General features: G+C 48.9%; 26 protein-coding genes. 19 read left to right on the top strand and 7 right to left on the bottom strand.

Translation table 11 applies throughout. The annotated features are described in order from the left end of the window. Positions 1-189 precede the first annotated feature (189 nt). Positions 190-426: a hypothetical protein gene (locus tag Dvar_RS27390; RefSeq protein WP_419656317.1), complete on the top strand. Its 237-nt coding sequence runs from the start codon at positions 190-192 to the stop codon at positions 424-426. Here Dvar_RS27390 and Dvar_RS27385 read toward each other — a convergent pair. Next, the gene (locus tag Dvar_RS27385) at positions 407-1,087 is read right to left on the bottom strand and encodes a mechanosensitive ion channel family protein (protein ID WP_419656316.1); all 681 of its coding nucleotides are present in this window, start codon (positions 1,085-1,087) and stop codon (positions 407-409) included. The genes Dvar_RS27390 and Dvar_RS27385 overlap by 20 nt on opposite strands. 403 nt (positions 1,088-1,490) lie before the next feature. Continuing rightward, positions 1,491-1,625, bottom strand: coding sequence for a hypothetical protein (locus Dvar_RS27380; RefSeq protein ID WP_419656315.1), 135 nt, complete (start codon positions 1,623-1,625; stop codon positions 1,491-1,493). Positions 1,626-2,102: 477 nt separating this feature from the next. Here Dvar_RS27380 and Dvar_RS27375 point away from each other — a divergent pair, with 477 nt between their 5' ends. Both Dvar_RS27375 and Dvar_RS27370 read left to right on the top strand, forming a co-directional pair. Beyond that, positions 2,103-2,783, top strand: a complete 681-nt coding sequence (locus tag Dvar_RS27375) for an SOS response-associated peptidase (protein ID WP_419656314.1) — start codon at positions 2,103-2,105, stop codon at positions 2,781-2,783. A gap of 61 nt (positions 2,784-2,844) precedes the next feature. Further along, positions 2,845-5,775 (top strand): TOTE conflict system archaeo-eukaryotic primase domain-containing protein, encoded by a 2,931-nt coding sequence (locus tag Dvar_RS27370; protein ID WP_419656313.1) that lies wholly within the window; start codon positions 2,845-2,847, stop codon positions 5,773-5,775. Positions 5,776-6,478: 703 nt separating this feature from the next. Here Dvar_RS27370 and Dvar_RS27365 read toward each other — a convergent pair. After that, on the bottom strand, positions 6,479-6,613 hold the full coding sequence (locus Dvar_RS27365) for a hypothetical protein (protein WP_419656312.1): 135 nt from the start codon (positions 6,611-6,613) through the stop codon (positions 6,479-6,481). Between the two features lie 295 nt (positions 6,614-6,908). Between Dvar_RS27365 and Dvar_RS27360 the strand changes: the two genes are divergently transcribed. The 12 genes from Dvar_RS27360 (at position 6,909) to Dvar_RS27305 (ending at position 17,501) form a co-directional block, all read left to right on the top strand. Then, a complete protein-coding gene (locus tag Dvar_RS27360) occupies positions 6,909-7,544 on the top strand; it encodes a transposase (RefSeq protein ID WP_419656311.1) in 636 nt (211 codons plus the stop codon). Next, positions 7,504-8,370 (top strand): hypothetical protein, encoded by an 867-nt coding sequence (locus Dvar_RS27355; protein WP_419656310.1) that lies wholly within the window; start codon positions 7,504-7,506, stop codon positions 8,368-8,370. The genes Dvar_RS27360 and Dvar_RS27355 overlap by 41 nt, the downstream gene beginning before the upstream one ends. A 373-nt stretch (positions 8,371-8,743) precedes the next feature. After that, entirely contained in the window at positions 8,744-9,172 is a 429-nt protein-coding gene (locus Dvar_RS27350; RefSeq protein ID WP_419656309.1) for a pyridoxamine 5'-phosphate oxidase family protein, read from the top strand. A gap of 26 nt (positions 9,173-9,198) precedes the next feature. Then, complete coding sequence (locus Dvar_RS27345; RefSeq protein ID WP_419656308.1) at positions 9,199-10,725, top strand: SDR family oxidoreductase; 1,527 nt, start codon at positions 9,199-9,201, stop codon at positions 10,723-10,725. 242 nt (positions 10,726-10,967) lie between these two features. Beyond that, the gene (locus Dvar_RS27340; protein WP_419656307.1) at positions 10,968-11,279 is read left to right on the top strand and encodes a hypothetical protein; all 312 of its coding nucleotides are present in this window, start codon (positions 10,968-10,970) and stop codon (positions 11,277-11,279) included. Between the two features lie 110 nt (positions 11,280-11,389). Further along, positions 11,390-12,358: an alpha/beta hydrolase family esterase gene (locus Dvar_RS27335; protein ID WP_419656306.1), complete on the top strand. Its 969-nt coding sequence runs from the start codon at positions 11,390-11,392 to the stop codon at positions 12,356-12,358. A gap of 73 nt (positions 12,359-12,431) precedes the next feature. Beyond that, positions 12,432-12,875 carry a PAS domain-containing protein gene (locus Dvar_RS27330; protein ID WP_419656305.1) on the top strand — a complete coding sequence of 148 codons (444 nt, stop codon included), beginning with the start codon at positions 12,432-12,434 and terminating at the stop codon, positions 12,873-12,875. Then, the gene (locus Dvar_RS27325) at positions 12,872-14,416 is read left to right on the top strand and encodes a cryptochrome/photolyase family protein (RefSeq protein WP_419656304.1); all 1,545 of its coding nucleotides are present in this window, start codon (positions 12,872-12,874) and stop codon (positions 14,414-14,416) included. The genes Dvar_RS27330 and Dvar_RS27325 overlap by 4 nt, the downstream gene beginning before the upstream one ends. 268 nt (positions 14,417-14,684) lie before the next feature. Beyond that, on the top strand, positions 14,685-15,761 hold the full coding sequence (locus tag Dvar_RS27320) for a site-2 protease family protein (protein WP_419656303.1): 1,077 nt from the start codon (positions 14,685-14,687) through the stop codon (positions 15,759-15,761). A gap of 18 nt (positions 15,762-15,779) precedes the next feature. After that, on the top strand, positions 15,780-16,325 hold the full coding sequence (locus tag Dvar_RS27315) for a SelL-related redox protein (protein ID WP_419656302.1): 546 nt from the start codon (positions 15,780-15,782) through the stop codon (positions 16,323-16,325). A 231-nt stretch (positions 16,326-16,556) separates the two neighbouring features. Further along, positions 16,557-17,078 carry a hypothetical protein gene (locus Dvar_RS27310; RefSeq protein WP_419656301.1) on the top strand — a complete coding sequence of 174 codons (522 nt, stop codon included), beginning with the start codon at positions 16,557-16,559 and terminating at the stop codon, positions 17,076-17,078. A 39-nt stretch (positions 17,079-17,117) separates the two neighbouring features. Continuing rightward, positions 17,118-17,501: an SRPBCC family protein gene (locus Dvar_RS27305; RefSeq protein ID WP_419656300.1), complete on the top strand. Its 384-nt coding sequence runs from the start codon at positions 17,118-17,120 to the stop codon at positions 17,499-17,501. A gap of 117 nt (positions 17,502-17,618) precedes the next feature. Here the strand turns inward: Dvar_RS27305 and Dvar_RS27300 are convergent, their stop codons facing one another. From Dvar_RS27300 to Dvar_RS27285, 4 genes are all read right to left on the bottom strand, one after another. Continuing rightward, positions 17,619-18,482, bottom strand: coding sequence for an FAD-dependent oxidoreductase (locus tag Dvar_RS27300; protein WP_419664166.1), 864 nt, complete (start codon positions 18,480-18,482; stop codon positions 17,619-17,621). Further along, positions 18,407-18,886 carry an FAD-dependent oxidoreductase gene (locus Dvar_RS27295; RefSeq protein WP_419656299.1) on the bottom strand — a complete coding sequence of 160 codons (480 nt, stop codon included), beginning with the start codon at positions 18,884-18,886 and terminating at the stop codon, positions 18,407-18,409. The genes Dvar_RS27300 and Dvar_RS27295 overlap by 76 nt, the downstream gene beginning before the upstream one ends. Before the next feature lie 184 nt (positions 18,887-19,070). Then, complete coding sequence (locus tag Dvar_RS27290; protein ID WP_419656298.1) at positions 19,071-19,535, bottom strand: hypothetical protein; 465 nt, start codon at positions 19,533-19,535, stop codon at positions 19,071-19,073. A gap of 48 nt (positions 19,536-19,583) precedes the next feature. Further along, positions 19,584-19,997 carry a transposase gene (locus Dvar_RS27285; protein ID WP_419656297.1) on the bottom strand — a complete coding sequence of 138 codons (414 nt, stop codon included), beginning with the start codon at positions 19,995-19,997 and terminating at the stop codon, positions 19,584-19,586. A 631-nt stretch (positions 19,998-20,628) separates the two neighbouring features. Between Dvar_RS27285 and Dvar_RS27280 the strand changes: the two genes are divergently transcribed. From Dvar_RS27280 to Dvar_RS27265, 4 genes are all read left to right on the top strand, one after another. Next, positions 20,629-22,314, top strand: a complete 1,686-nt coding sequence (locus Dvar_RS27280; RefSeq protein ID WP_419656296.1) for an IS1634 family transposase — start codon at positions 20,629-20,631, stop codon at positions 22,312-22,314. A gap of 821 nt (positions 22,315-23,135) precedes the next feature. Continuing rightward, positions 23,136-24,905 (top strand): hypothetical protein, encoded by a 1,770-nt coding sequence (locus Dvar_RS27275; RefSeq protein WP_419656295.1) that lies wholly within the window; start codon positions 23,136-23,138, stop codon positions 24,903-24,905. A 219-nt stretch (positions 24,906-25,124) separates the two neighbouring features. Further along, the gene (locus Dvar_RS27270) at positions 25,125-25,463 is read left to right on the top strand and encodes a DUF4186 family protein (RefSeq protein WP_419656294.1); all 339 of its coding nucleotides are present in this window, start codon (positions 25,125-25,127) and stop codon (positions 25,461-25,463) included. Next, positions 25,423-25,563: a DUF4186 family protein gene (locus Dvar_RS27265; protein ID WP_419656293.1), complete on the top strand. Its 141-nt coding sequence runs from the start codon at positions 25,423-25,425 to the stop codon at positions 25,561-25,563. Before Dvar_RS27270 ends, Dvar_RS27265 begins: the two co-directional genes overlap by 41 nt. The last annotated feature ends 249 nt before the right edge of the window (positions 25,564-25,812 follow it).

Raw genomic sequence — 25,812 nt, 5'->3', positions numbered from 1 at the left:
ATCTGCACGTCGAAAAGGTCTTATTTTTCTCAGTTAGGTTGAAGTGCTTTAAGGTACTTATGAAATATTCGTTTTTTTATATTAAATTTTGCATTATATCGCTATAAAAATGTAAATTAAGGGAGTTATATTCAACAAGGATGGAAGACGACGGGTGCATGGAAAGGGTCACGGAGGAGGGATAACCCCTTGGACATCCACAAACATGTAACGGTGGGCCTGTTCAAGCACCATTTCTACAGTTACGGTGGTTCCCTGCGAATTGTTAACGCAGTGATTCTTATTCTCAACGTCACCGGCTTTGATTTTGGTAATATCTGCTTTCTTAGAAAGCAGCCGGAAGCCGGTAAATCTGGTTCCTCGCTCTGCTTAACTCAATGGCTAAGCTGTTTTGATCTGCAAAGTTTTAGGATGCGTTTTCGTTAACAATAATGAACTTGCGTTGAGGGAAGGGGATTTCAATATTGTTCGCATCCAGCGCTTTTTTAACTTGTTCCGGTACGGTATAAAGCACATCGAAGTAATGAGCCCCTTCGCAGAACGGGCGGACGAGAAAATCCACCGAGCTTTCGTTTAAGGTTTCCACTTCAACGAAGGGCGCCGGGTCTTTCAGAATATGCGGGTGATTGGCCAGTACTTCGTCGATCACCTTACTCGCCGCATCGGTATTTTCGTCGTATGCGATGCCGAAGTGCATGTCAACACCACGCACTTCGTGGTACGAGTGATTGATGATCTGCTCGCCCCAGATCTGGCTGTTTGGAATAATAATATTCTTGTTATCGAAGGTTTGCAGGATGGTAGTGAACATATCGATTTCCGTTACCTTACCAAAACGACCGGCCGCATCGATAAAATCACCCACCTTGTAGGGGCGAAATATCAAGAGCATCAAACCCGCAGCCAGATTCGACATCGCCCCTTGCAGTGCAAGACCCACCGCAAGACCTGCCGCACCGAGCAAGGCCACAATTGAGGCCGTTTGCACACCGAAACGATTGAGTATCGCAATAAATACAAAGGCGAGAACGATGTAACGCGCAACACTGCCTAAGAAACGAAAAAAGGAGAGGGTGCTACTATTCAATCAAAACAACGGATACTCTGCTGACCCCGTCCAGGTACCAGGGAACCCGAAAATATAAAATTCCTCCTCCTCCTCTTCATCTCGCTCTCCTCCACGCAGGCCCGCCATTTGGTGGACCAGGATTTTTTGTAATCAAGAAAATTAACCAAATAAAGCCAGTATTGATGAAAATGGTTGATGCCTTTTCAAAGCAAAAAGGCAGAGCCCCGTTAGAGGCTCTGCCCGTTCAACCGCCGTGTCAGCGGATCATATTTTTGCCTTCGTTTTCGAAGCTCTGCCGTTTATCATGCCCTTAAATTTTGCAGGAAGCTTCTGATGACCATCCGCCTATACATCTATTGATGAAATAAGCTAATATAATGATCGTCAACATTGTTCCTATCATGGGGCACCTTCCTTTCGTTTATCCAGCTACATCGATTCCCGGATCACATCCCAAATGCTCGTCTTTGTTTTCACACTCGAAGTTTCTTTCGCGGGTGTCAACGTGTTCTTCGCTCTTGTCGTCAAAGTAATCCTGAGTTTTGTCATCGGCCATATTGTCACCTCATTGGTTGATTGTTTCGTTGTTGGTATTATGTCTTGCATGTTAGAAGGTATGGCATCAACGCAATTCGGCAATGTGAGCCGGTTGGCTGGTTACTGATAGGTGAAAACTACCACTTAGTAAGCTGTTGAATTTGTGTCTTCATGAACATCGTTCTATTCCTTCTTTGTTGGTGTTCCGGTATTCTCTGGTGGACTGAATGATGGCCCCATAAAGATGGCCGGTCTCATTCGGTAGGTCAGATTGTGTGCAGAAGCGGCAAATCATGATACTTGAGCAATATCACCCGTTAGGCGGATTTTCAATCATAACCAACCCCTTGACACTAAATGAAATCTTTGCCAACTTGGTACTTAAACAGCGTGTCAGAGCAGGCAAACCGATTGTTTGGAATGATTGGCGTAGTATTTGGGACCGTCATCCTGACCTGGATTCAGTAAGGGGCACAAAAGTTGAATGGAGGCTGATATGTGCGGCCGTTTTGTTGGTTTTAGACCACTAAAAGACTTGATGAACTATTTCCCCATTGATGTGGCGAACATCGAGGTAACGGAAAATTTCAACGTTGCTCCCACACAAGAAATCCTCGCCATTACTCGCCATGACGAAAAGAATCACCTGGAAAGATTACACTGGGGTTTCGTTCCCTTTTGGGCGAAGGACACCACCGTCGGCAGCAGAATGATTAATGCACGGTCTGAAACGGTGGCTACCAAACCTAGTTTCCGCACTGCCTTTAAGAATCGACGATGCCTGATCCTGGCAGATGGATTCTATGAATGGGCGGGTAAGGCTGGTAACAAGCAACCGATGTTTCTGACTTTACCGGATGGAAAACCGTTTGCGTTTGCAGGTCTTTGGGAAACTTGGGACAATCAGGGGAAAGAGCCTATTCCGTATCGCTCTGCGACAATCCTCACCAGAGAGGCCAGTGCGTCAGTCATGCCGATCCATAACAGGATGCCGGTGATCCTGCAACCAAAAGCCTTTGATCTTTGGCTTGACCGTAAAAATCAGGATGTCCGACTACTCCAAGATCTACTCCATAAACAAATATACACTCGGCTCAAAAGCGTACCGGTTTCCAATCAGGTCAATTCGGTGAAGGTCAATCGGCCGGGAAATATAAAGCCAGTTGAAATAAAGTAGCGGTATGGATTTCTGAATTTCAAATAGGTGACCCCATGTTTTGTCCCAAATTGAGAAAAAGATGGATTATAAGGAACTGCTCGAAAAATATACTGTTTTATTGAAGGCGGTGGAGCGATTAAGAAAAGAAAATAGCCGCTTAAGAGCCCAACTGGAGCTATCGGCGTCCAAGCCTCCCGCAAAGACGCCAGAAGATACAGAAATCGTTGAAAAAACAGTTGGCGACGAATCTGTTGCCCATAATTTCAAATCAGTTGTTGACCATACGTCGGATTCCTCCGCCAAAATTCATCTTTTTATGTCGCTTTTCAAAGGCCGCAGTGATGTTTATGCGCAGCGATGGGAAAACAAAAACAAAGGGACATCCGGATATTCACCGGTTTGCCTGAATCAATGGCAGCCAGGCGTGTGCAAAAAGCCAAAAATTTCCTGTTCAAAATGTGAAAACAAAGACTATGCTGTCCTGGACCAAAATGCCATTGAAAATCATCTGAGAGGGAATAGCGTGGTTGGCGTCTATCCCATGCTGCAGGATGAAACATGCCACTTCTTAGCCGTTGATTTTGACGAAGCAGACTGGCAAAGCGATATTTCCGTTTTCAGAAATGTTTGCCTTGAACGCTCTATGCCTGTTGCCGTTGAGCGGTCACGTTCCGGCAACGGTGGACATGTTTGGTTTTTCTTTGAAGCCCCTGTTTCCGCTACCTTGGCACGTAAATTAGGAACGGTCCTGCTTACCACGGCCATGAACAAAAGGCATGAAATACAATTTAAGTCCTATGATCGGCTGTTTCCCAGCCAGGACACCATGCCTAAAGGAGGATTGGGTAATTTGATCGCATTGCCGTTACAGAAAACGGCAAGAGAGAAGTCCAATAGTGAATTTATCGATGAGGATTTCCAGTCCTATGCGGACCAATGGGCATTTCTTTCCGCAATCCAAAGAATTTCTCAAAACCGAATTGAAGCGGTTGTTTCCAAGCTTGGCGATGGTAATGAACTGGGCATATTGAAACAGGATGAAGAAGAGGGGGAAAAACCGTGGGAAACGTCGAAAACCAGAATCACGTTGCACAGCAATGATTTTCCGAAGCGCATCGAAATCGTCAGAGCAAATATGCTGTTCATTCCAAAGGCGGGTATCTCCCAAAAGGCGATGAATCGGTTAAAACGGCTCGCGTCTTTTAAAAACCCAATGTTTTACAAACAACAAGCCATGCGTTTGCCGACCTATGGACACCCGCGCGTTATCTCCTGCGCTGATGAAACAAAAGCGTACCTGGGGTTGCCAAGAGGGTGCGAGCCTGAGTTGGTCTCCGTACTGGAAGAACTTGGAATCGAACTTCGACTTGTCGAAAAAACATATGGCGGCAAAAATATCGATGTGAAGTTCAATGGCCAACTCAGAGATGAACAGTCCTTGGCCCTCGATCACCTGTTGCAAAACGATACCGGTATCCTTTCAGGCACAACAGCATTTGGCAAAACAATTGTGGCGATTAAGCTGATTGCCGAGAAAAAAGTGAATACGCTTATCTTGGTTGACAAGGTCAACCTGCTGTCGCAATGGAAAGAAAGGTTGTCGGAATTTTTAATAGTGAATGAACCGCTACCGGAGCCACCCGCCACCGCAGCCAAGAAAAGGGGACGAAAGAAAAAAGTATGTGTTATCGGGCAATTGGGCTCCGGGAAAAATACCCTGAGCGGTATTGTGGATATTGCCGTGATGCAATCGCTCAGCCGAAAAGGTGAGGTTAAAGAATGCGTGAAAAATTACGGGATGATCATTGCCGATGAGTGTCACCATGCATCGGCATTCACCTATGAACAAATCCTGAAAACCACCAATGCCAAATACATCTACGGCCTAACCGCAACGCCGACACGAAAAGATGGGCATCATCCCATTCTGTTTATGCATTGTGGCCCCATTCGATATCGAGACGATCCCAAAAAGCAGGCCGAAAGCAGGCCGTTTGACCATTACATCGTTCCCCGTTTCACATCATTGCGGATCCCGCTGGATAAGGACGAGCAAGACGTATCCATCCAGCAATTATACACCGAGATCATGGACAGCGATTTTCGGAATCAACAGATTATTGATGATGTGCTGAAAAACTATCATCAGGGCAGGAACTGCATTGTACTCACTCTCAGAACCGCCCATGTAGAATCACTTGCCAAAAGACTGAAGGAAAAGGTTCCGGACGTTATCGCCCTGATGGGGAAAATGGGGAGAAAAGCCACTCGGGAAATCTTTCAACACATTGCGGGCATTCCTGCTGACAGAAATATCATCTTGGTGGCTACCGGTCATTTTGTCGGAGAAGGCTTTGACGAGCCACGTCTCGATACTCTTTTCTTGGCCATGCCGATATCATGGAAAGGTACGTTGCAGCAATATGCCGGGAGACTCCACCGATTGTACAAGACGAAAAAGGAGGTGAAAATTTACGATTATGTGGATATTCAGGTAAGGATGCTGGAAAAGATGTATCAAAAGCGGCTCAATGGCTATGCTTCCATGGGATACAAGGCCAAAGGCGAGGAGATGAATGATTCACCTTTGGATATCATCTTCAATAAGGATAATTTTCTGCCTGTTTTTAACCAGGATATCAACGCCGCTAAAAGAGAAATTTTATTTGTAAGCCCCTTCGTCAGAAAAATGCGAACCCTTCAAATGACAAAACATCTGAAAGTGGCGTTCGAAAAGAAGGTTCGCATTTTAATCGTTACCCGCCCTAAAGAAGATTTTAAACCGAAAGATCACGCTACGATTCAAAGGGCATTGGACCTGTTGAAAGACAGCGGAGCCCGTGTCGTTTTCAAATCCAATATCCATCAAAAATTTGCCGTGATGGATCAACGAATAGTGTGGTACGGCAGCATCAACCTGCTGAGCTATGGGAGTGCCCAGGAAAGCATCATGCGAATAGAAAGCGCCAATATCGCGAGCGAATTGGTGAAGAGCATAGAAGGGCGCTGATTCCTGTAAAAGAAAATTCGTCGACATTCCTTTATTTAGATAATGAGGGACGTCCCCAAAAATACCAAAAAGACCAGGAACAATTGATGACCATCCGTTAATCTTGGCATCATTTTTTGGTAAGGATAGGGTGCTACTGTACAATCAAAACAACGGATACTCTGCTGACCCCGTCCAGGTACCAGGGAGTCCGAAAATATAAATACCATTTGTTCATCTTATTCTCCTCCTCCCCGGGCCGCCTTTGGGTGGTCCGGTATATTTTTATAATCCGGAAAAATAGCCAGAAAAAACCAGTATTGATGAAGATGTCTGATGCCTATCTTGTTTAAGAAATCGACATAAAAATTGGAACCGGAGCTGAGGGGTGCATGGAAAGGGTCACGGAGGAGATGGTGACCACTTGGACATCCACAACATGTCCTTTTGCATTGCTCCGGTTTGACTATAATATAAGGTCTGACCGGCAATGCTGCAAGGTCTATCCAAAAAAATAGGCAGAGCCCCGTTAGAGGCTCTGCCCGTTCAACCGTTATGTCACCGGAATATTTTTGTTGCCTTCGTTGTCGAAGCTCTGCCGTTTATCATGCCCTTAGATCTTACATGAGGCTCCTGATTCCCGGCCAGCTATACATCTGTTAATGAAGTAACCCAGCGTTATCAGAGTAATTGCCGTTCCAATCATAGGGCACCTTCCTTTCGGTTATCCAGCCACATCGATTCCCGGATCACATCCCAAATGTTCGTCTTTGTTTTCACACTCGAAGTTTCTTTCGCGGGTGTCAACGTGTCCTTCGCTCTTGTCGTCAAAGTAATCCTGAGATTTATTTTCGGCCATGATATCACCTCATCGGTTGATTGTTTTGTTGTTGATGTTCCGTTTTGCTTGTTACAAAGATATGGCATCAACGCAATTCGGCAATGTTAGCCGGTTGGCTGCGTGATGGTAGGTAGAAGCTATCAATTCCTTCAAAATAGCTTGTCCTATGGGATCTTATCATTAAAAAGCTCTTTAACATGGACCTCGTCAGTCGTAAGTTTTTTCGAGAAATTGCGTGACAACGAGGCAAAAAAATGCATTTTGAATCTTTTTCTAATTCGAGATCCTAAACTCTAACGAAAGAAGATTCAAAATGCTGAGCTATACTTATCAAAGCTTGATGTATTTTCGCAAGATGTTCTCTCGAAAATCGACGTGGTTGATTTTTTGCACGGTAATACTGGGGTTTATGGGAACCCATGAGATGCGGGGCGTTACCTCTTTTTGCCGGTTTTGGGGCCTGGGTACATGTGGCTACCATTCGTTCCTTCATTTTTTCCGAGTATCCGTATGGTCTTTCGATGCACTGATCACTTATTGGTCAACATTTGTTCTTTCTCAAAATGAGGTCGTTTGTGCTGATGGGCGCGCCGTCCTGCTTGGCGACCACACCTGCGTTGCCAAAGATGGCCGAAAGATGCCCTGTGTGGTGTCGATGCATCAGCATTCTGAGACCCAAAGCAAACCGTCCTATTTTAGAGGGCACTTTTGGGGAGCGATCGGAATGCTGATCGGCTCGCTGGAGTCTCCATTTTGTATTCCGTTGGACCTTAGGATTCATCAGGGACTTGTCCATGTCGGTGAAAATAGCAAAACGGAAAACGACAGAGAAACTCTGGGTACCCGAATTATTCAAATGGCGCTCGATTTAAGCGTAAGACACGATTTGCGGAGCATCCTTATCCTGGATGCTTTTTTCCCCAGGCGGTGCAGTTTTCAAACTGGCTGATTCTTTACGGTCGATTAAGGACCAGTGCCCGCTGCTTACGTTAATCATAAGAGCCAAGAAAAATTGCGTGGGCTATTTCCAGGCTGAAACGCCTTACGGCAAACGACCTGTGGGGCGACCTGCGAAATATGGGGAAAAGGTCAAGCTCCTTGAATTGTTTGATCAGTCAGACCTGTTTTTAAAAGTGAGGTGTTCTGTTTATGGAAAGATCGAAGATATTTCCATCACCTCATTGGACCTTTTGTGGAAACCGACCGGGAGTCTGATTCGATTCGTGCTCGCCGTTACCAGCCGAGGGCCGATTGTCCTGATGTGCAGCGACCTTAATCAAAATCCGATTACCGCCATTGAACTGTATTGCGCAAGAGTCCGAATCGAAACCATGTTTGACATGCTAAAGAATCTAATGGGCGTTTTTCGATACCGCTTCTGGACGAAACGACTGGCCCGGCATTCCCGGAAACCGGTAAAAAACCGGAATCTGAAAAAGCCGGCTCGAACAGATATCGAAACGATAAAACGCTGTCACAGGGCATATGAACGATTCGTGATGACCGGTGCCATTGCTTTGGGGCTTTTGCAATTGATTTCGCTCAAATTCGAACAATCAATTTGGAGCTACTATGCGGGGTTTCTAAGAACCAAATCCCGCGATTTGCCGTCTGAGCGAACCGTTAAATCCGTGATGGAAGTATTACTATCCAGGGATTTAATCAGTTTCGCTCCCGGCGCGGTAATGCGAAAAATTATTCAGGGATGTTGCAATAAAAAAGCAGTATTTGAAGAAGTAGATTCTCTACCGGAATTGGAAGAGCCCGGTATTTAAGGTTATCGAAAGCATTAGTAAAGAAAAAATGTGGGGCTTTGAGGGATAAAGCATGGAGTGGTGTGCCTACCTTCCTATGAAAAACTTACAACTGACGAGTTCCTAACAAACATGAACTCACACCGATTTTAATGGAGCCTTGCATGATTTTTCTCCCATCGTAATCCTTAATTGAAGAGCAGGCCAACAGTATAATCTTATTTGTTATCTATAGCATGAAGCAATCATAAAGCCGACTATTTTTTCCTATACGGTATGCTGCTTCTGTTTATGTGTTGTTGCGTGGCTGTTAAAGTGGTAGATGTAAAATTAAATTGGCACAGGCAGTCACGCCGCGATAAACAATCCCAAAAAGCTAACAAATACACTCGATATGATCGACAAAATAAATGCGCTGCTCATGCGAAAAAGCAGTTGTGTTCTGGCAACTACGGACGGCAATATACCGCATTGCTCGCTAATGGCCTATATCGCTTCGGAGGCTGCAGACCGACTTTATTTGGTTACGCCGATTAACACCAAGAAATATCATAATATCAAAAACCATCCTGAGGTGAGCCTGCTTATCGATACGCGAGGCGAGCAAGGACGTGAAAATACCCAAGCGCTTACCGTGTCAGGCACCTGCTCCATTCTGGAGTCGGACAAGGAAATCGATAGCGTTAAAGAGGCCTTTAAACAGCAGCACCCTAACCTGCAGGACTTCATTCGCAAAGGGGGTGTCGCATTCTTGAGTGTTGAATTTGATTCTTTTTTATTTGCAGAAGGCCCGGAGCGAATCCATCATGAAATCATCCGATAAAAAAAGATTAAAAGGGTATTTGTCGAATGACAGCGAATAGATCCATTCTTGTTACCGGTGGTACCGGCTATGTGGGAGGCCGTCTTATCCCAATGCTACTGGATCGCGGCTATCGCGTTCGGGCAATGGTGCGCTCCCCGCAGAAACTGCTGGCCCGGCCGTGGGCAGGCCATCCAGCTTTGGACATCTTGCCGGGTGACGCCCTCGATCAGGCCTCGTTCATTCAGGCGGGCGAGGACTGCGACACAGCCTATTACCTTATCCACTCCATGAACGCCCATAAACGCCGGTTTGCCGAGGCCGACCGCAAGGCGGCCGAAAATATGGTGGCGTGTGCAGAACAAAATGGCATGCAACGCATCATCTATTTGGGAGGACTGGGGGACAAGGACCACGAAAACCTGAGTCATCACCTTCGATCGCGCCATGAGGTAGAGGGCATACTGGAGGCGGGTCGTGTCCCCGTCACCAATCTTCGGGCAGCCATGATACTGGGCTCGGGTAGCGCATCATTCGAGATGCTGCGTTACCTTGTCGAGCGACTGCCGATCATGATTACACCCAGGTGGCTGCGAACGCCCTGCCAGCCGATCGCCATTTCCAATGTACTTGACTATCTGGCCGGTTGTCTGTCCGCACCACAAACCACCGGTAAAACGCTGGACATCGGAGGGCCTGACATTCTAAACTACCAGGACCTGATCGATATCTATTGCCGGGTGGCCGGGTTGCCCAAAAGAATTATTATCTCCGTTCCGGTTTTAACCCCTTGGCTGAGTGCCAAATGGATTCATCTGGTCACGCCGGTGCCGGCCTCCATCGCCCAGCCTTTGGCAGAAGGACTGAGCATTCCCGTGATTTGCAAAGAAGACATGATTCGTGAATGGGTTCCGGTAAAGCTTTTTAGCTGTGAAGAGGCGATCAGAACAGCTCTCAAACGCGTTCAGCAAGAGCAGGTGGATACCTGCTGTTTCGATGGTGGGGGGCAATTACCCCCTGAATGGACAACTTGTGGGGATGCCGACTATGCAGGGGGCACCGTCATGCGTCGGGGTTACCGCATCGCGTTTGAGGGGGAAATATCAAAAGTCTGGGAAGCCATTGAAGCGGTCGGTGGTCGCAATGGATGGTATTTCGCCCAATCGCTGTGGCGTTTGAGGGGCATGCTGGACCGAATGGTGGGTGGACCCGGCCTGATGCGCGGGCGGAGGCATTCCCAAAAATTAAGAACCGGTGATGCGCTGGACTTTTGGCGTGTGGTTGCCCATGAGCCACCTCGCCGTCTGCTGCTCTTATCCGAGATGAAAGCGCCCGGAGACGCATTGCTTGAATTTCGCATTCACAGCAAGTCACAAGGTCAGGTAAGGTTGGAGATGGTTTCAAGGTTTTTGCCGAAGGGATTCTCCGGAATTGCTTACTGGTATGGCATGCTTCCCATTCACGATTGGCTGTTCAAAGGCGTTTTGGTGCAAATTGCGCGTAAATTTGGTGATTCACCAACTGGGTCTCCGCACGTCTTTTCAGTTGAAAAAGAACTGGAATGCAAACTTTAGCAATGTTGCTTAGGCGATTCAGCACCGATCCTCGACCTCAAGTATTGACCTTAACATGATTTTAGTACTATAGTTCAATCTATCGCTACAAGGATTGCTCCCAAAAAGACACCGATTTTGTGATTCGCACGTTCCTCTCGTATCGTTTATAATTCATCTGCCGTCCTTTCGGACCCTATTCCGCCTTGTGGCTTTTTATATTCATTTCTGTATCTGATTATTTAAAACAAGGAGGAATGCGAATGGATGTAAAAGACTTTTGTTCGGCAATGGAATCGGAGATGACCTCATGGAAAGCCAAAATGTACGATGCAATGCGCAAGATCGACCGCCTCGGAACGGCTGAGAAAGAGAAGATGCTGATGAACATTCAGGATCTTAACATGCTGATGGATGACATGGCCAAACGGGTTGAACAACTTCGTACGGAGTGTCCGTCGGATTGGAGTCCCATCAAGAAAGACCTTGAACAGGGCTCCATCGATATGCGCGGCAAGTATGAGGAAACCATGGAATTCATCGGCAATGCCTCTCCGGTCTCCATTCCTGGCTAATTCGGATTTTGATAGCTATTGAAAAAAAAGGCCGAATGCGATCATTCGGCCTTTTTCCATTTTGATGGGAAAATCATCAATCCATGATGATGCGAACTGGATCCAAAACAATGAACCGATACCTGAAATTCGTTTTGTTTGGACTGGTTTCTTCGATCGTATCGCTAAGCGCCTGTAACGGATCATTGCCATCGCCAACGCAAAAGGGTCCTGCTACCTATCAACAGCGCATGGATCTTGTTACGGGAGGATTTCGGCGTTCTTACCGCGTACACATTCCTTCGGGATATGACGGCTTGACCCAACTGCCGATGGTCGTCGTTATTCACGGAGCTTTCGATACAGCGAAAGGCATGGAAAAATTTTCCGGGTTCAGCCATCTCGCCAATCGGGAAAATTTTGTCGTCCTCTATCCAGAGGGTATTGGTATTTTCGGCTATTTGCAGCATTGGAATGCAGGGCACTGTTGCGGAAAAGCCGCTAACGACAAGATTGACGACGTCGGGTATTTGGCCGACGCGATAAAGGATGTCTGCAATCGTCTATCGATCGATCGAAACCGCGTCTATATGGTTGGCTTTTCGAACGGCGGCATGATGACCTATCGATTTGCTGCGGAACATACGGATATGCTCGCTGCAGCCGCCTCAATCGCCGCCAGTATCGGTGGCCGTCCCAATCAGGATGCTCCTCAATGGCGCATCCCAGCGCCCAAAAAACGGCTGCCAATCCTGATTATGCATGGCTTGAATGACGATGACGTTCCCTTTGGGGGTGGTGTCTCGATGCACCGCAAGGGTGGGCGAACCTATCTTTCCGTTGACGCGTCGGTTCAATTTTGGATTGACGCCAATGGATGCCAGGGCGAGCCTGTGGTTTCAACCTCGCACGATGGGGCGGTTCAGATAACTGCCTGGGATACCTGCACGGATTCATCAATGACAGTTTTGTGTAAGCTCGACGGTTGGGGACATCTTTGGCCGGGACCGTATTTCACCGGCAAACTATCGAAAGATGACCCCCTATATAATCTTGATGCTGCAGAGATGATCTGGTCATTCTTCAAGCAATTTTCCTGAATGGAATCACTATCCACAGACCCAATCATCGTTTCAACAGTTCAATGACCAAGGCGACAAAGGAGTTAAAGAAATGGAAGGCAAGAAAGATATTTTTGACATTTTCGAAAGAGATGAAAACTATCGCTACATCATGAAGCGCCTGCTGGAAGCTTCCATGGAAGAATCCTACAACTCGATCATGATATCGGAAGCGGGTCCGGGTTATCCGATCGTCTATGTCAACCCGGCCTTTACCCTGATGACCGGCTATGAACCCGAAGATGTCATCGGAGAATCACCATCGATCCTGCAAGGACCCAAAACCGACCAGGAGGTCATCGATCGCCTGAAGATGGACATTTCCAATGGCAAGGTTTTCCAGGGACGCGCCATCAACTACCGCAAGGATGGATCCGAATTTATGATGCAATGGAAAATTGCTCCCATTCACAACGAAGAAAACGAGACGACCCACTATTTGGCGATTCAGCAAGCTATCATGGAATGGGCGTCAGACAAGGACCGCAATCCTTGAAAAACGTCGCCACCCTCCGATTGATCCTCGGTGACCAGCTCAACACCCAGCATAGCTGGTTCAAGCAGGTTCGAGCAGACGTCCTTTACACGCTGATGGAGGTCCGTCAGGAAACGGACGTCGTCAAGCCGCACATTCAAAAAGTAGCCGGTTTTTTCAGCGCCATGCGCCATTTCGCCGACGACCTTGTCCGCATGGGACATCGCGTGGTCTATCTGCGCCTGGACGATCCAAAAAACGAGCAGGCCTTCGAAGCCAACCTGAACCGCCTGATCCGCGAACACCGCATCGCGCGATTCGAATACATGCTACCTGACGACTACCAATTGGACCGCAAGCTGGCCCGGCTGGCCGCCCATCTGTCCATTTCCTCGGCGGTTACGGATACGGAGCATTTTTTGACAGAACGCGGCGATGTGGCCCGGCATTTCCAAGGCAAGAAGCGGTATCTGATGGAATCCTTCTACCGGCAGATGCGCAGACGCCATGATATCCTCATGGATGGCGGGAAGCCCGCGGGCGGCAAATGGAATTACGATCAAAGCAATCGCCAACGCTACGACGGCGCGGTCACGCTGCCCGAGACCTGCCTCTTCAGCAATGATGTGTCCGATATCGTCGCCATGCTCGATCGCTGCCAGGTGCCCACCTTCGGCCGGGTCGGCCCCAAACGGTTGATCTGGCCGGTGACCCGAAAGCAGGCCCTACAACAGTTGCAGGCGTTTGTCGATCAGCGGCTACCCTACTTCGGTACCTACCAGGACGCCATGACAACCGAAAGCGCGTTCCTTTTTCATTCCCTGCTCTCCTTTGCGCTCAACACCAAGATGCTCCATCCCCTGGAGGTGATTCAGACGGCCATGGACCGGTCCCGGTCGACTTCCGGGGAAGCGGTGGGGATCGCGCAACTGGAAGGATTTATACGACAGATTCTCGGCTGGCGTGAATATATGCGCGGCATCTACTGGGCCCACATGCCGGCCTACGCATCCATGAATCATTTCGGCCACAGCGCCCGCCTTCCCGATTATTACTGGACATCCGACACCCGCATGAATTGCCTGCGCAGCGTCATATCCCAATCCCTCGAGCATGCCTACGCCCACCATATCCAGCGGCTCATGATCACGGGTAATTTCGCCCTCTTGGCGGGTATCGATCCGGACGAAGTCGACGGATGGTACCTGGGCATCTACATCGATGCAATCCAATGGGTGGAGATCGTCAATACACGGGGAATGAGCCAGTATGCCGATGGGGGGCTGGTGGCCACCAAGCCCTATATCTCGTCGGCCAACTATATCCACAAAATGAGCGATTACTGCGAAGCGTGTCATTACCACTGGCAAAAACCCGTGGGAGAGCGGGCTTGCCCCTTCAACAGTTTCTATTGGGCCTTTGTTCATCGCCATCGGCAGTTGCTTTCCGGCAATCCCCGTATCGCAATGATGCTTCGGAACTGGGATCGGATGAAGACCCGCAAGCAGGATGACCTGTTGGCCCAGGCCGAACACTACCGGGCCGTGCTGAACACCCTTTGACGTATATACGCCACAAAGTGCGGTGTGGTTCCATGGTGTTACCGCCCGGACCGCTCACCGGTGCTCTTTTGGGCGGTTCCCTATCTGCCGGTTATTCCGAAATCCTCTTCACGATATACCGCACATGAATATGGGTAGGATTGGCCTACCGACTACCGATCAGGCATTTCATATTGCAGCCTTCTGGATCGATCCTAAATTTAATTCAATAATGGTAATGAATAAGCCGGTACCCCGAAGAGTATGATCGCCGGCAGGAGGTGCTGACATGAAATGGTCTGTCAAAATAGGAAAATTCGTCGGTATCGACGTGTATATGCATCTCACCTTTTTAATGCTTATCGGATGGGTTGCGCTGCTGCACTGGCAGCGGGATCAAAGTGTCGGTTCGGCACTGGTCGGTGTTTTGTTCATTCTGGCCATCTTCCTATGCGTGGTGCTGCATGAATTCGGCCATGCCCTGATGGCCAGGCGGTATGGGATCGCGACCCGCGACATCATTTTGCTGCCGATTGGCGGGGTAGCGCGCTTGGAGAAGATTCCTTCCCAACCCATACAGGAATTTTGGGTGGCCCTGGCCGGACCGGCCGTCAACATTGTCATTGCAGCGGCCTTGTTCGTCTGGCTGCAGGCAACGGCCTCGTGGGAACCGTTGCAGGGGTTAACGGTCACCGCAGGCCCGCTTTTGGAGCGTCTCATGGCGGTCAATCTGTTCATGATCGCCTTCAACATGATTCCCGCCTTTCCCATGGATGGGGGACGCGTCTTGCGGGCCGCTCTGGCAACGCGGTTGAGCTACGGCCGGGCGACCCGGATTGCCGCTTCCACCGGCCGTTCGATTGCCGTTTTGTTTGGCCTGATCGGCCTGTTCTACAATCCGTTTCTTTTGTTCATCGCGGTCTTCGTCTGGCTGGGTGCAACCCAGGAAGTGGCGTTGACCCGAATCAAAGCCGCTGTCGGCGGCATCCCGGTTCACCAGGTGATGATCGACGAATTCAAGAGCCTTTCCGCCGATGACAGTTTGCAGCGCGCGGCAGACCTCACGCTGACCGGCACCCAGAAAGATTTCCCGGTCGTCAGCGATGGCATTTTGGAGGGCGTTCTACGGCAGACAGATCTATTCGAGGCGCTGTCCAGACATGATGTCCAGAAAGCGGTAGCTTCCATCATCCGCAAGGACACCTTTTCTGTCGAATCAACGGAAATGCTGGACACGGTCGTTACCAAGCTGAATGAATGTCGATGTGACCTGTTGCCTGTGACCCGGAAGGGGAAGCTCGTCGGTGTCGTGACGATGGACAATCTTGGTGCGTTCATGCGGCTTCGGGAAGCTGCGGCCAACTAGAGATGAAAGGAATTGACCATGGAGCTGAATCTGCGTGCAATCGGCGAACAAGAGGTACAACTGTGGGATCATTCGCGGGCTTCGCTGGGCGACTTCTGGCGACAGGGTCCGCTGGTGCTGGTTTTTTTGAGGCATTACGGCTGACCGTTTTGCCGCGAGCAGGTGGCGCAGTTGCGCCGCGAAAAAAATGCTTTTGACCGCCTGGGTGCGGCCATAGTGCTGGTTGGATTGGGCAATGTCGAACAGACGGCGGCATTCAAAGACCGCTTCGACGTTCCCTTTCCCATGATTGCCGATCCGGATAAACGGCTTTTCGAGGCCTTTCGCCTTAAACAGGCCACCGCTGGATCGTTGCTCTCTGCCAAAATGGTGTTTCGAGGGGTCTCGGCCATGGCCAAAGGCCATGGGATCGGTGTTCCCCAAGGAGACGTGCGACAGCTGCCCGGGGTCTTCATCATCGACACCGAAGGCCGTATCCTGTTCAGCCACCATGCTTCAGGACCGGCCGATCACCCCCGGCCCGAAACGCTGTTGGCGGCCCTGCGTGCCAATGCCGCAGATTGAGAGAACCCTTCTGTATTGAGGCCTGCAGATGAGCAGCGTACGCCGGCCGCCTCATTCGGGCGTTGCCCTCAAGCGGTGGGCCATGTCGATGATGAATTTTTCCCTTAATCGAAGCGGCAGCCGGCTGTCTCGCTACAATCCGGCACACCTTGCATATGGTCAACAAGCCCGAGTATTATTTTATCTTATCCGATACTTGCTGAAATCAACCTTACCAAAAGAGAGGCCATTATGTTCGAATTGAAAGTCCTTACACCGGAAGCCGTTCCATCCGCTTTGGAGAAAGCCAAGAGCTACCGCCTGCTGAACGAACCAGACGAAGCAGAGAGCATCTGCCAGGACATTCTGGCCGTTGCTCCCGACAACCAGGAGGCCCTGATCACCCTTATTTTGGCAGTAACGGATAAGTTCGTCGAATTCGGTTTGCAGCCCCTGTTCGAGGAGGCCAAAGAGATCGTGGCCCGCATGGATACTTCTTACTGCAAGTTTTACTACACGGGAATTATCTTTGAGCGGCGGGCTAAATTTCATTTTAAGCAAAAGGGGCCCGGTTCAGGGGCTGTTGCTTATGACTGGTTTGCCAAGGCGATGCACCAATATGATCAGGCCCTGGCAGGCTGCGATCCGGACAACCAAGATGCCATATTGCGGTGGAATTCCTGTGCCCGCTTTATCAACAGCCATCCGGACCTGAAATCATTCGATGCCGGTCAGCAGGAAATGCTGCTCGATCCATACGAAACGCCCCATTGAACCGGTCGTCGACCGCCCTGGTCGATATGGGAAAAAGACATGCGGCTGACGATTGGTAAAACCTATGCGATTTCATCCGATGTTATCTGGCGGTTGATCACGGATACCCGCCTATGGCCTCGCTGGGGACCGTCCGTGCGGGCCGTCGACTGCAGCGATGCCGTCATTCATTCAGCCTCCACAGGCCGCATCCTGACCTCCTTGGGCCTCTGGATTTCCTTCGCGGTCGACGACTTCGAACCAGGGCTGTACTGGGATTGGCGCATCGCCGGGGTTCCGGCGACCGGTCACCGCGTCGAACCCCTGGGGCCGGGCAGGTGCCGGCTCTCCTTCGACACGCCGGCCTGGGCCGTTTTCTACCTGCCGGTCTGCTACCTGGCGTTGATACGGATTCAACGCCTGGCGAAGCAAATGCAAAGGTAGGGAATGAGATAAAGCACTTGCAGGTTACCGTTGCCACCGGATTCATCGTCATCGAAGTGTCCAGGCAATTGGCTGATAGCGGTGTTAAGCCACGTCTGACCCAACCGGATACATGACCTAAAGATACCGCTCGTCTCTCAGATGGGCCTGGACGGCATCGGCGGCTCGCCGACCGGAAAGCAGTGCCCACTGGATCCCCGGCAGGCTGCCGTATTCTCCGCAGACGAAGACCCACGGCCGCACCTGGCTTTCCGTGCAGATTGGATTGCGGGTGGGCGGCGACTGGTCCGGCAGGGCATGGGGAATGCGATAGGTCATAAGATGCCGCCAGCGGTGGACCTCGTCGCCGAACCAATCGGACAGTTGATCCTGGACGATTTTCACCAGCAAGTCATCGACCTCCTCCGGGTTGCCGAGAACGACCACGGAGGCCAGGGATTTGCCGGCAGGCGCATAGGACGATGATACGCGGCTGGGAAAGGCGATGTTGTTGATCGGACCGCGGCCATCGCCGTTCAGCATCAGATACGGTAGGTGCCAGGGAGCTTGATCGCAGCCAAAATAGATACAGGTCTCGGCGATAGATGCTCGGCTCGATGCTGAATCGAACAGCAGGGCCGCTTCATGGCATTCGGTCGCCACCACCACGGCCCGGGCCGGCAGGTTTCTGCCATCTTCCATCAGCACATTTTCGTCGCCAATTCGTCGCACCCGCGTTCCGGTCTGCACCCATTCCGGCCGCAGGCCGGCAGCCAATTGTTTTGGAATCTCCTCCATGCCCATCGCCAGGATCGCTGCGTCACCGCTGGCAAACATGCGCAGAATGTATCGCAGCACCCGGCTGGACGCACGGATTGTCGGATCAAGGCAAACGCCGCCGAAAAAGGGCACCATAAAGCGGTCGATCATCTTTGCGGAAAAGCCTTGGGCTCGTAAAAACGCCATGGCCGTTGTTTCTGGTTGCCGGAAAAGCGCCTCCAGTGGACCGCGGCAGACCCGGTGGGCCAGACGCAGCAGCCGCAGCCGATCCTTGAAGCCGCCGATGGGCGCCCGCAGCGTGTCAAGCAGCGCTTGGGGCGACGCAGCGGGTCGGCTACGGTGTAGAAGCGTCCCCGAATGCGAATCATGGCTCCCGGTGCGAAGCGGCGCAGGTCCAGACGGGGGAAGTCGAGTGCCCGCTGGGCTTCGGGGTAGGCCGTATGCAGGACCTGGAACCCCCGGTCCAGCCGGTAGCCGGCAAGTTGGTCCGTTTTGACGCGGCCGCCGGTTCTGCCGCTGACTTCCAGGATGCGCACCGGAATGCCAAGGTCCTGTAGCCGGCGAGCACAGGCCAATCCGGCAATACCACCGCCGACAATGATCACCGGGTTTTCAGCGGTTCTCATGGCAACCTCCGTTATTCGTTTTGCATGCACGTGGATGGTGATCTATAATGTAAGACATGCCAAGGTACACCAAGCAACCTCACCGCCAGCGGTTGTCGATGGATGGGTTTTTCCAACCTCCATGATCATCCTAATCTTGGTCTCCGGCAAACGTAAAGAAAAAGGATGGAACGGCCGATGTCTTTTAATCATTCGTTGCATGACCCTTATGCCGTGTTTCGTTCCAGTACCACGCCCGCCGGCCTTTACGCCCGACAGAATTGGCTGGGCGAGTCGTCGACGCCGCAGTGGAAAGAAGATTTTGCCGCTGCGGTGGCCGAATTGGTCCCGGAACAATCCGAGGACGGTCTGTGGCGGAAATCAGCAATCGAAACCATCCATCCCCATTTCCGTAATTTTCTATGTTTTCCCGTAGATGATATTCATCACTTCGTAATTGACGTTTCTTTTTGCCTAAAGCATTAATACCCAGAATTGTCTGTAGCTTACTGATAAATGGTTCGCCACCAACAGCAATACTTACCACGAAATGTTTTTGACGCTCCGGTTTTTCTTTCAGCTGGCTGGATATCCATCCAGAGTGGGATGTGGCCAAGGCTTCATTTGAATCCACATTGAGAAACCTTTGCAATGCATTGTGATCGATCAATCGGTAACGGTCCTTAGGATGTTGGATTTCATGATATCCACCCCATTTCTATTCTGACGGGTGGTTCACCACTCCTGCGCGAACCATGTTCAAATTGACATATACCATGCACCACCACAGATGTTCTCCGGACTCGATGGTGGTTGCATGATAACGGTCTTGCCAAAAGGCACCTTTTCGTTTTTTGCATCGATTGTATTCCTGCGCGGTCCTGCCGGCTATAAGCTGCATGGCTTTGGGAATGGCCTGGATATTTTCACTTGAAGAAAGAATGAGATGGGTATGATTGGATGTAACGATAAAATTGAGGATGGACAGCCGAAACTTCATTTTTGCTTCGAAAAGGAGTTCGATCCAACGATTGCGATCTTTTGCAAATTTTAAAAGGAAATCTCTCTTATGGCATCGGTGGGTTATATGCCAAATATATCCCGGTACAAAATGTCGATAAGCGCGTGCCATCGCTCATATTCGTTTAGAATAGGTTTTTTACCCCCAAAAGTGGTCGCCTAAGGTACTTCCAGGCATCATTTTTTCACCTTTTATCTATTTATGTCAATTGGTTAATTTGGGCGACCCCAGTGCCAAATTACCCTAGTGCCAAACCCCAGTGCCATCAAATTCAAGCCGGGCATATCGATATCGAATTCTGAAGTGGGCTTGGCATCCCTGTCCATCGCGGCATTCGTGTTACGCCTGGTATGTACTAATGGATTGGTGGCAAAATCCGATGTGTCGGCGTCATACCGGCATGTTAGTACCAAGATCCTGAGCGAATTCCCGCAGGTGTTGGACAAGGTGTCATACGAATTGGGAAATAAGCGATCTCAATTCAAACTGTCTATGGAGTCACCGGTGGATGATCCTGAATCGACGTTGGCCAGTTTCAATCGTCAATTCGGTCTAAATGCCCAACTCTTGTTTTTATTTTGTAGGCAAAAACAGCCTCAGAATTGTGCCATTTTGACCCAATTTTCAGGTCGGGTTGAGTAATTTCGGGTAGTTATGGAAATTGCTACTCCGAAAAACTGTAGGCACACGCCTATACAAAAAATCCTGTACTTTGTATTAAATACATGCTTGTCTGGTAAGCATGTACCTGCGAACCACAAAACGGAAGAACAAAGACGGATCGGTCGTCGAGTACTTCCAGCTGGCCCACAACGAACGCCACCCCGTTACGCGTAAGCCGGTAGCAAAAATCATCCACAACTTCGGAAGAACCGATCAGCTGGACCGCGATCAGCTGGTTCGGCTGTGCCGCTCCATCGCGCGGGTCTGCGACTTGACGGTCGTCGATCTCCACAGCGGTGACCAGGATTCCAAAAAGATCGATGGTTATCTTGCCGAAGGCCTGAAGATCGACAGGACCGTGGAGCTGGGACTGGTCCTGGCCATTGAAGCCCTTTGGGACAAGATCGGTCTGAGAAAAACCCTTTGCGATATCGCCATGGTGAATAAGCTTCCGCAGTGCTACGAGCGAGCGCTGTTGGCCATGACTGCCAACCGGCTGTGCACACCGGATTCCAAGCTCGGTGTTTGGGACCGCTGGCTCGATACGGTTTACCTTCCCACCTGTAAGGAACTGCAACTGCGGCACATGTACGAGGCCATGGATATGCTCCATGCCCATTGTACCGAGGTGGAAGAAACCGTCTTCTTCCATGTCGCCAATCTGTTCAACCTGGAAGTGGATCTTATCTTTTACGACACCACCACCGCCTCCTTTACGACTGACTACGAGGACGATGCAGACGATCCTGATGTTTCATTGCGTCAGTTCGGCCACTCCAAAGAAGGTACCTGGAGTACCCAGGTAGTCGTGGCTCTGGCTGTCACCCGCGAAGGCATTCCCGTTCGCAGTTGGGTGCTTCCCGGCAACACCACCGATGTAAACACCATCGAACAGGTCCGTTCCGACCTGAGGGGTTGGAGCCTGGGCCGCGCCATGTTCGTGGCCGATTCGGGAATGAACAGCCAGGACAACCGAACCGAGCTTTCCCGCGCCTGCGGCAAGTACATGTTGGCCTGCCGGATGGCCAACGTTGCCGAGATCAAGCTTGACGTCCTGTCTAAAAGAGGCCGGTATACGGTCTTCAAAGATAACCTGCAGGCCAAGGAAGTCATCGTCGGTGACGGGGTACGCCGCAAGCGGTACATCCTTTGTTTCAATCCCAAAGAGGCCGAACGCCAACGAAAGCACCGGGGAGAAGTTGTCACCCTTTTAGAACAAGAACTGGAAAGTCACCCGAACGGCGATGCCTCGGCACAATGGGCCATCGAGTTGTTGGCGTCCCGGCGATACAAACGCTATCTACGTGTAACCAAAGCTGGCCTGATTCGCATTGACCGAGGGGCTGTCCGCCAGGCAGCCAAGTATGACGGCAAATGGGTGATTGAAACCAATGACGACACCATCAGCCTGGAAGATGCCGCAATGGGATACAAAAGTCTGATGGTCATCGAGCGCTGCTTCCGATCCCTCAAGCGTACTCAGATCAAAATGACACCCATGTACCACTGGCTCTCCCGCCGGATCGAATCCCACGTCAAAATCTGCGTGTTGGCCTTGATGATCGAGCGCCTTGCCGAGCGGTCTTGCGGCCAGCCCTGGAGCAAAATCCGCCGCTCATTGAAGAAGCTCCAGGTTACAAAATTTTTTGATTTAAATCACCGTGTGTGTTTGCGCAACGAAATCCCAGCCGACACACGCAAAATACTAAAAAAGCTGAGTATTAACCCTCCAAAGCAACTCGTTTCCCTCGAAAAAACCACCTAAAAACGGCCAAAATTTGTAGACACACGATGAATGTCATTCAGTGACTCGGATGCCCGTGCGCCAGAGCTTCGCGAGATTTTGTGTGTTTACAATACGAAAACCCAAGCCCAAGAAAAGGACGCTGTGGAATGGGCGTGGCCAAAGGAAATAGGAGATACCATGTTCGCCATTGTCAATACCTATACCAGGGCAGCGCAGTGGGATGAGTTGTCCGCGGAATCGAGTTTCAGATTGTCGCGGGTTGGCGGGAATATTTTGGGGCTGTTGAGCTGAAATCGAACCGCAGTTCGTTTTCTGGGACAGATGGGGAATCCTCCTGGTCGGTGGATCGGGAGGGCGTTTTCAAAGTTATTGATGAATCTAATTTGTAGAGAAATTTCATAGAAAAAACTGAAAAGTATCCAGATCCTCTCAAACAATAAAAATAGTAGACTTTTTTGGTTAATTGAATGTAAGGAAAAAAGGAAATCAATGTGATAAGAAATAGGTAAAAAATTACACAAATTATAGATCTCTGGGCATGCAAAAATATAAGTAACCAAATTAAATATAATAATTATTTGTAATTTTTTGCATAAAACTTGCTGTCGTACAAAAATTTAGAAACCCACATTCTTATCCCAGCTGATCGGAAGAACTATATGACTCGCGCACGATACCACGTCGCCACGCTGGAACTTATACTATTTGCACTCATTATGATACTCGTAGTAGCTTACGGAGGCGGGGTGGGTGATGCAAAAACTGATATTCAATTATTATTTATATAACACCGAATTAATATTCTAAAACTTTATCTTAAAAAAGGAGGTTTCTTTGCTATGATTAAAAAAATAATTTTTTTTCTTATTTTTTTATTCGGTATGGCTAATTATTGTTCTGCCATCACTATAAATGGATATACATTTGATAGCACAAGCGCTGAAATAACTAATAGACTAATGCCTATTTCTGAAGGAACAGAATGGGAATATGAAGATTCTAATAATAACTACGTGATATTAAATGGCGGAAATACAGAAAGGATTTATGGGGTATTATGTCGAATTGTGCAACAAGATGAGAATAATGGAGATTATATAGAAACGAACTGGATAGCACAAGATACAGCGGGAAATGTTCATTTGTTTAAAATAACAACAAATGAGGGAGATAATTACGAAATAACGTCAAATGATCAAATTCCAAACTTTATTATCACATCAAATCCTTCAGTTGGAGACCCTTCTTGGGACTATGTTGATAAAAGAGAACAAAATTTGGTTGTGACGTCAATTAATGACACATTTCATGACTATGAATCTTGTGTCGTTATTAAAAGGCATAGAATAGATAGCGGTGAAGACTGGTATCATTTTTACAAAGCCAATGTCGGATTGGTGGGTGTCCGTACTCCAAATGAAGGTGATTTAGTACGTATAAATGGAGAAGAATGTGAAACCATAGAATCTGATTTTGGTGACGGTTTTCAGGGTTGGACATATTCTTCAGGTGTAACATGGGAGTCAAGTGAAGGATATCTAAAGTTCAAAGATACGGGACCTGGAACTGGTGGAAGAATATATGCGCCTGCTGAATATTTAAGGAATTGGGCATGCTTCAGCGAACTAAGTTTTGATTACAAGGTCATCGCAATGAATGTAGCTAATGCTGTTGAACGATCACCAATTGTTAAAATAGTAGGACCGGGAGGTGAGGCTGACTACAACCTACCCGCCGCAAGTGGGCCAGCTGATTGGGAAACAATTACGATACCACTCGATGAAGCAAGCTGGAATATAGTTTCAGGTTCGTGGAACGATCTAATTGATAGTGTAACCGAGCTGACGATTTATTTGAGAACCACGAATGATGCTTCAGAAGAAACTGGCATTGACAACGTGGTCTTAAGAAATACAACTCTGGAAAAAATCCGGTTCAGGGATTATTATCCGCTCGAAGTTCCGTTCAACAGTAATTTTAGTTGTGACACGATGGATGCGGAGCTTGTAAGGACAAAAGAGTCATATCCGCCGTTTATCGCTGAAGAGGTTTATAATGAATCAGTCTATGCCAACGGCGAATATCAGGATTCACAATATTTTAATTATGACATTGAAGGTTGGCTCGTCTGGTACGGAAAACTTGATGATGATAACGAATTTCACAAGAGTGTTGACACGAATGACCCAGATGGTCCGCTAAGACTTTTACCTGAATATGTTACAATAGATCGGACTTATCCTGTTCAATTTATTAGACAAACTTATAATGTTTTAGATCCTTCAGAATCACCTATTGAAAGTAATAGAATTTATCGTTTAACATTGAGGGGACCGAAATCTATTACAGTGCCAGCAGGTACTTTTGAGGTTTATGAACTTACAAATGAAAAGACAGATATTGATTCATCTCAAACCGTGACTGAAGTGCGTTATCTCGCAAAGGATATTGGTATAGTAAAAATGATCTCCGATGATTCCCAAGAATGTGTTCTTATCAGTAGTAGCAATTTAGAAAGCGGTTCAACCAGTGGTGGCGGTGATGGGGGCAGTGATGGGGGCGGTGATGGGGGCGGTGGAGGCTGTTTCATAAATTCTTTAGTAAGGTAAGGCCCTTTTAATCAATTAATCGAGACCATAACGTAGAAGCGTAGAAGCAGGGTCGTTTTTTATGGTCCTGCTTGTTTTTTGTCATACCTCCAACTAACCACCAAACAATCTGACCTGCCGTTTCTGCCATCTATCCCAATAACAAAAAATCTAAGCATTTGTTTCTCCATCTATCAGGGAATTGTCAGGTTCATAATGGCTGGTTGACCGGATGTGGTTATGATAATGGCCAAACGCATGACCGACCAAATCCCCATCGCCAAAGCTCTCACCGCCCTCCAAAAATCCAAATTCCGATCCCGATCCCGATTCAAACTAACGGACAAAGATTGCCAATACATCCAGACCAAGGGCCTCGATACCATCCGCTCCAACGCCTTAAATATCATCCACAGCATATTATCGCATTGGCAGCTTGGCAACATGGCACTGGCGCCGCCATTTCCTTCGAATGATGGCAAGCAGACGCCGATGAAAGGCATCCCGTTTTTATTGTCCAGCATGCAACCGCCACCTGTTGTGTTGCCGGGGATGTCTGTGGAAATGGCATCGGATTGAAAAGGGGAGGGCGCTTACAGATGATGAAATTGGGTTTGTGGTGGAGCTGGTGATAGAGTGGATAACGGATCACTCCCCACACTATTCCCCACGCTGCTAACTGCGTTTCTCTATGCTTTTTTACCTGGATTCACCTGGGTTGCCATTTTGGGTGGTGGGTATAATGGTGGGTATAAAAAAGGGGCTACAGATCGAAATCTGTAACCCCTTGTTTTGTTTGGCTCCCCAGCACGGACTCGAACCGCAGACCCAGTGGTTAACAGCCACTAAAATTTGTTTTCCTCCCATTTACTCGCAAAACCTTTCCTATACTTAAATCCCAATAAAATAGGGTGTCCATGAAGGTTTC

This window comes from Desulfosarcina variabilis str. Montpellier (assembly GCF_048565275.1).
Classification (GTDB): Bacteria; Desulfobacterota; Desulfobacteria; order Desulfobacterales; family Desulfosarcinaceae; genus Desulfosarcina; species Desulfosarcina variabilis.
Note: the sequence above shows the minus strand (reverse complement) of the source record. Positions and strands in the feature narration are given on the sequence as shown.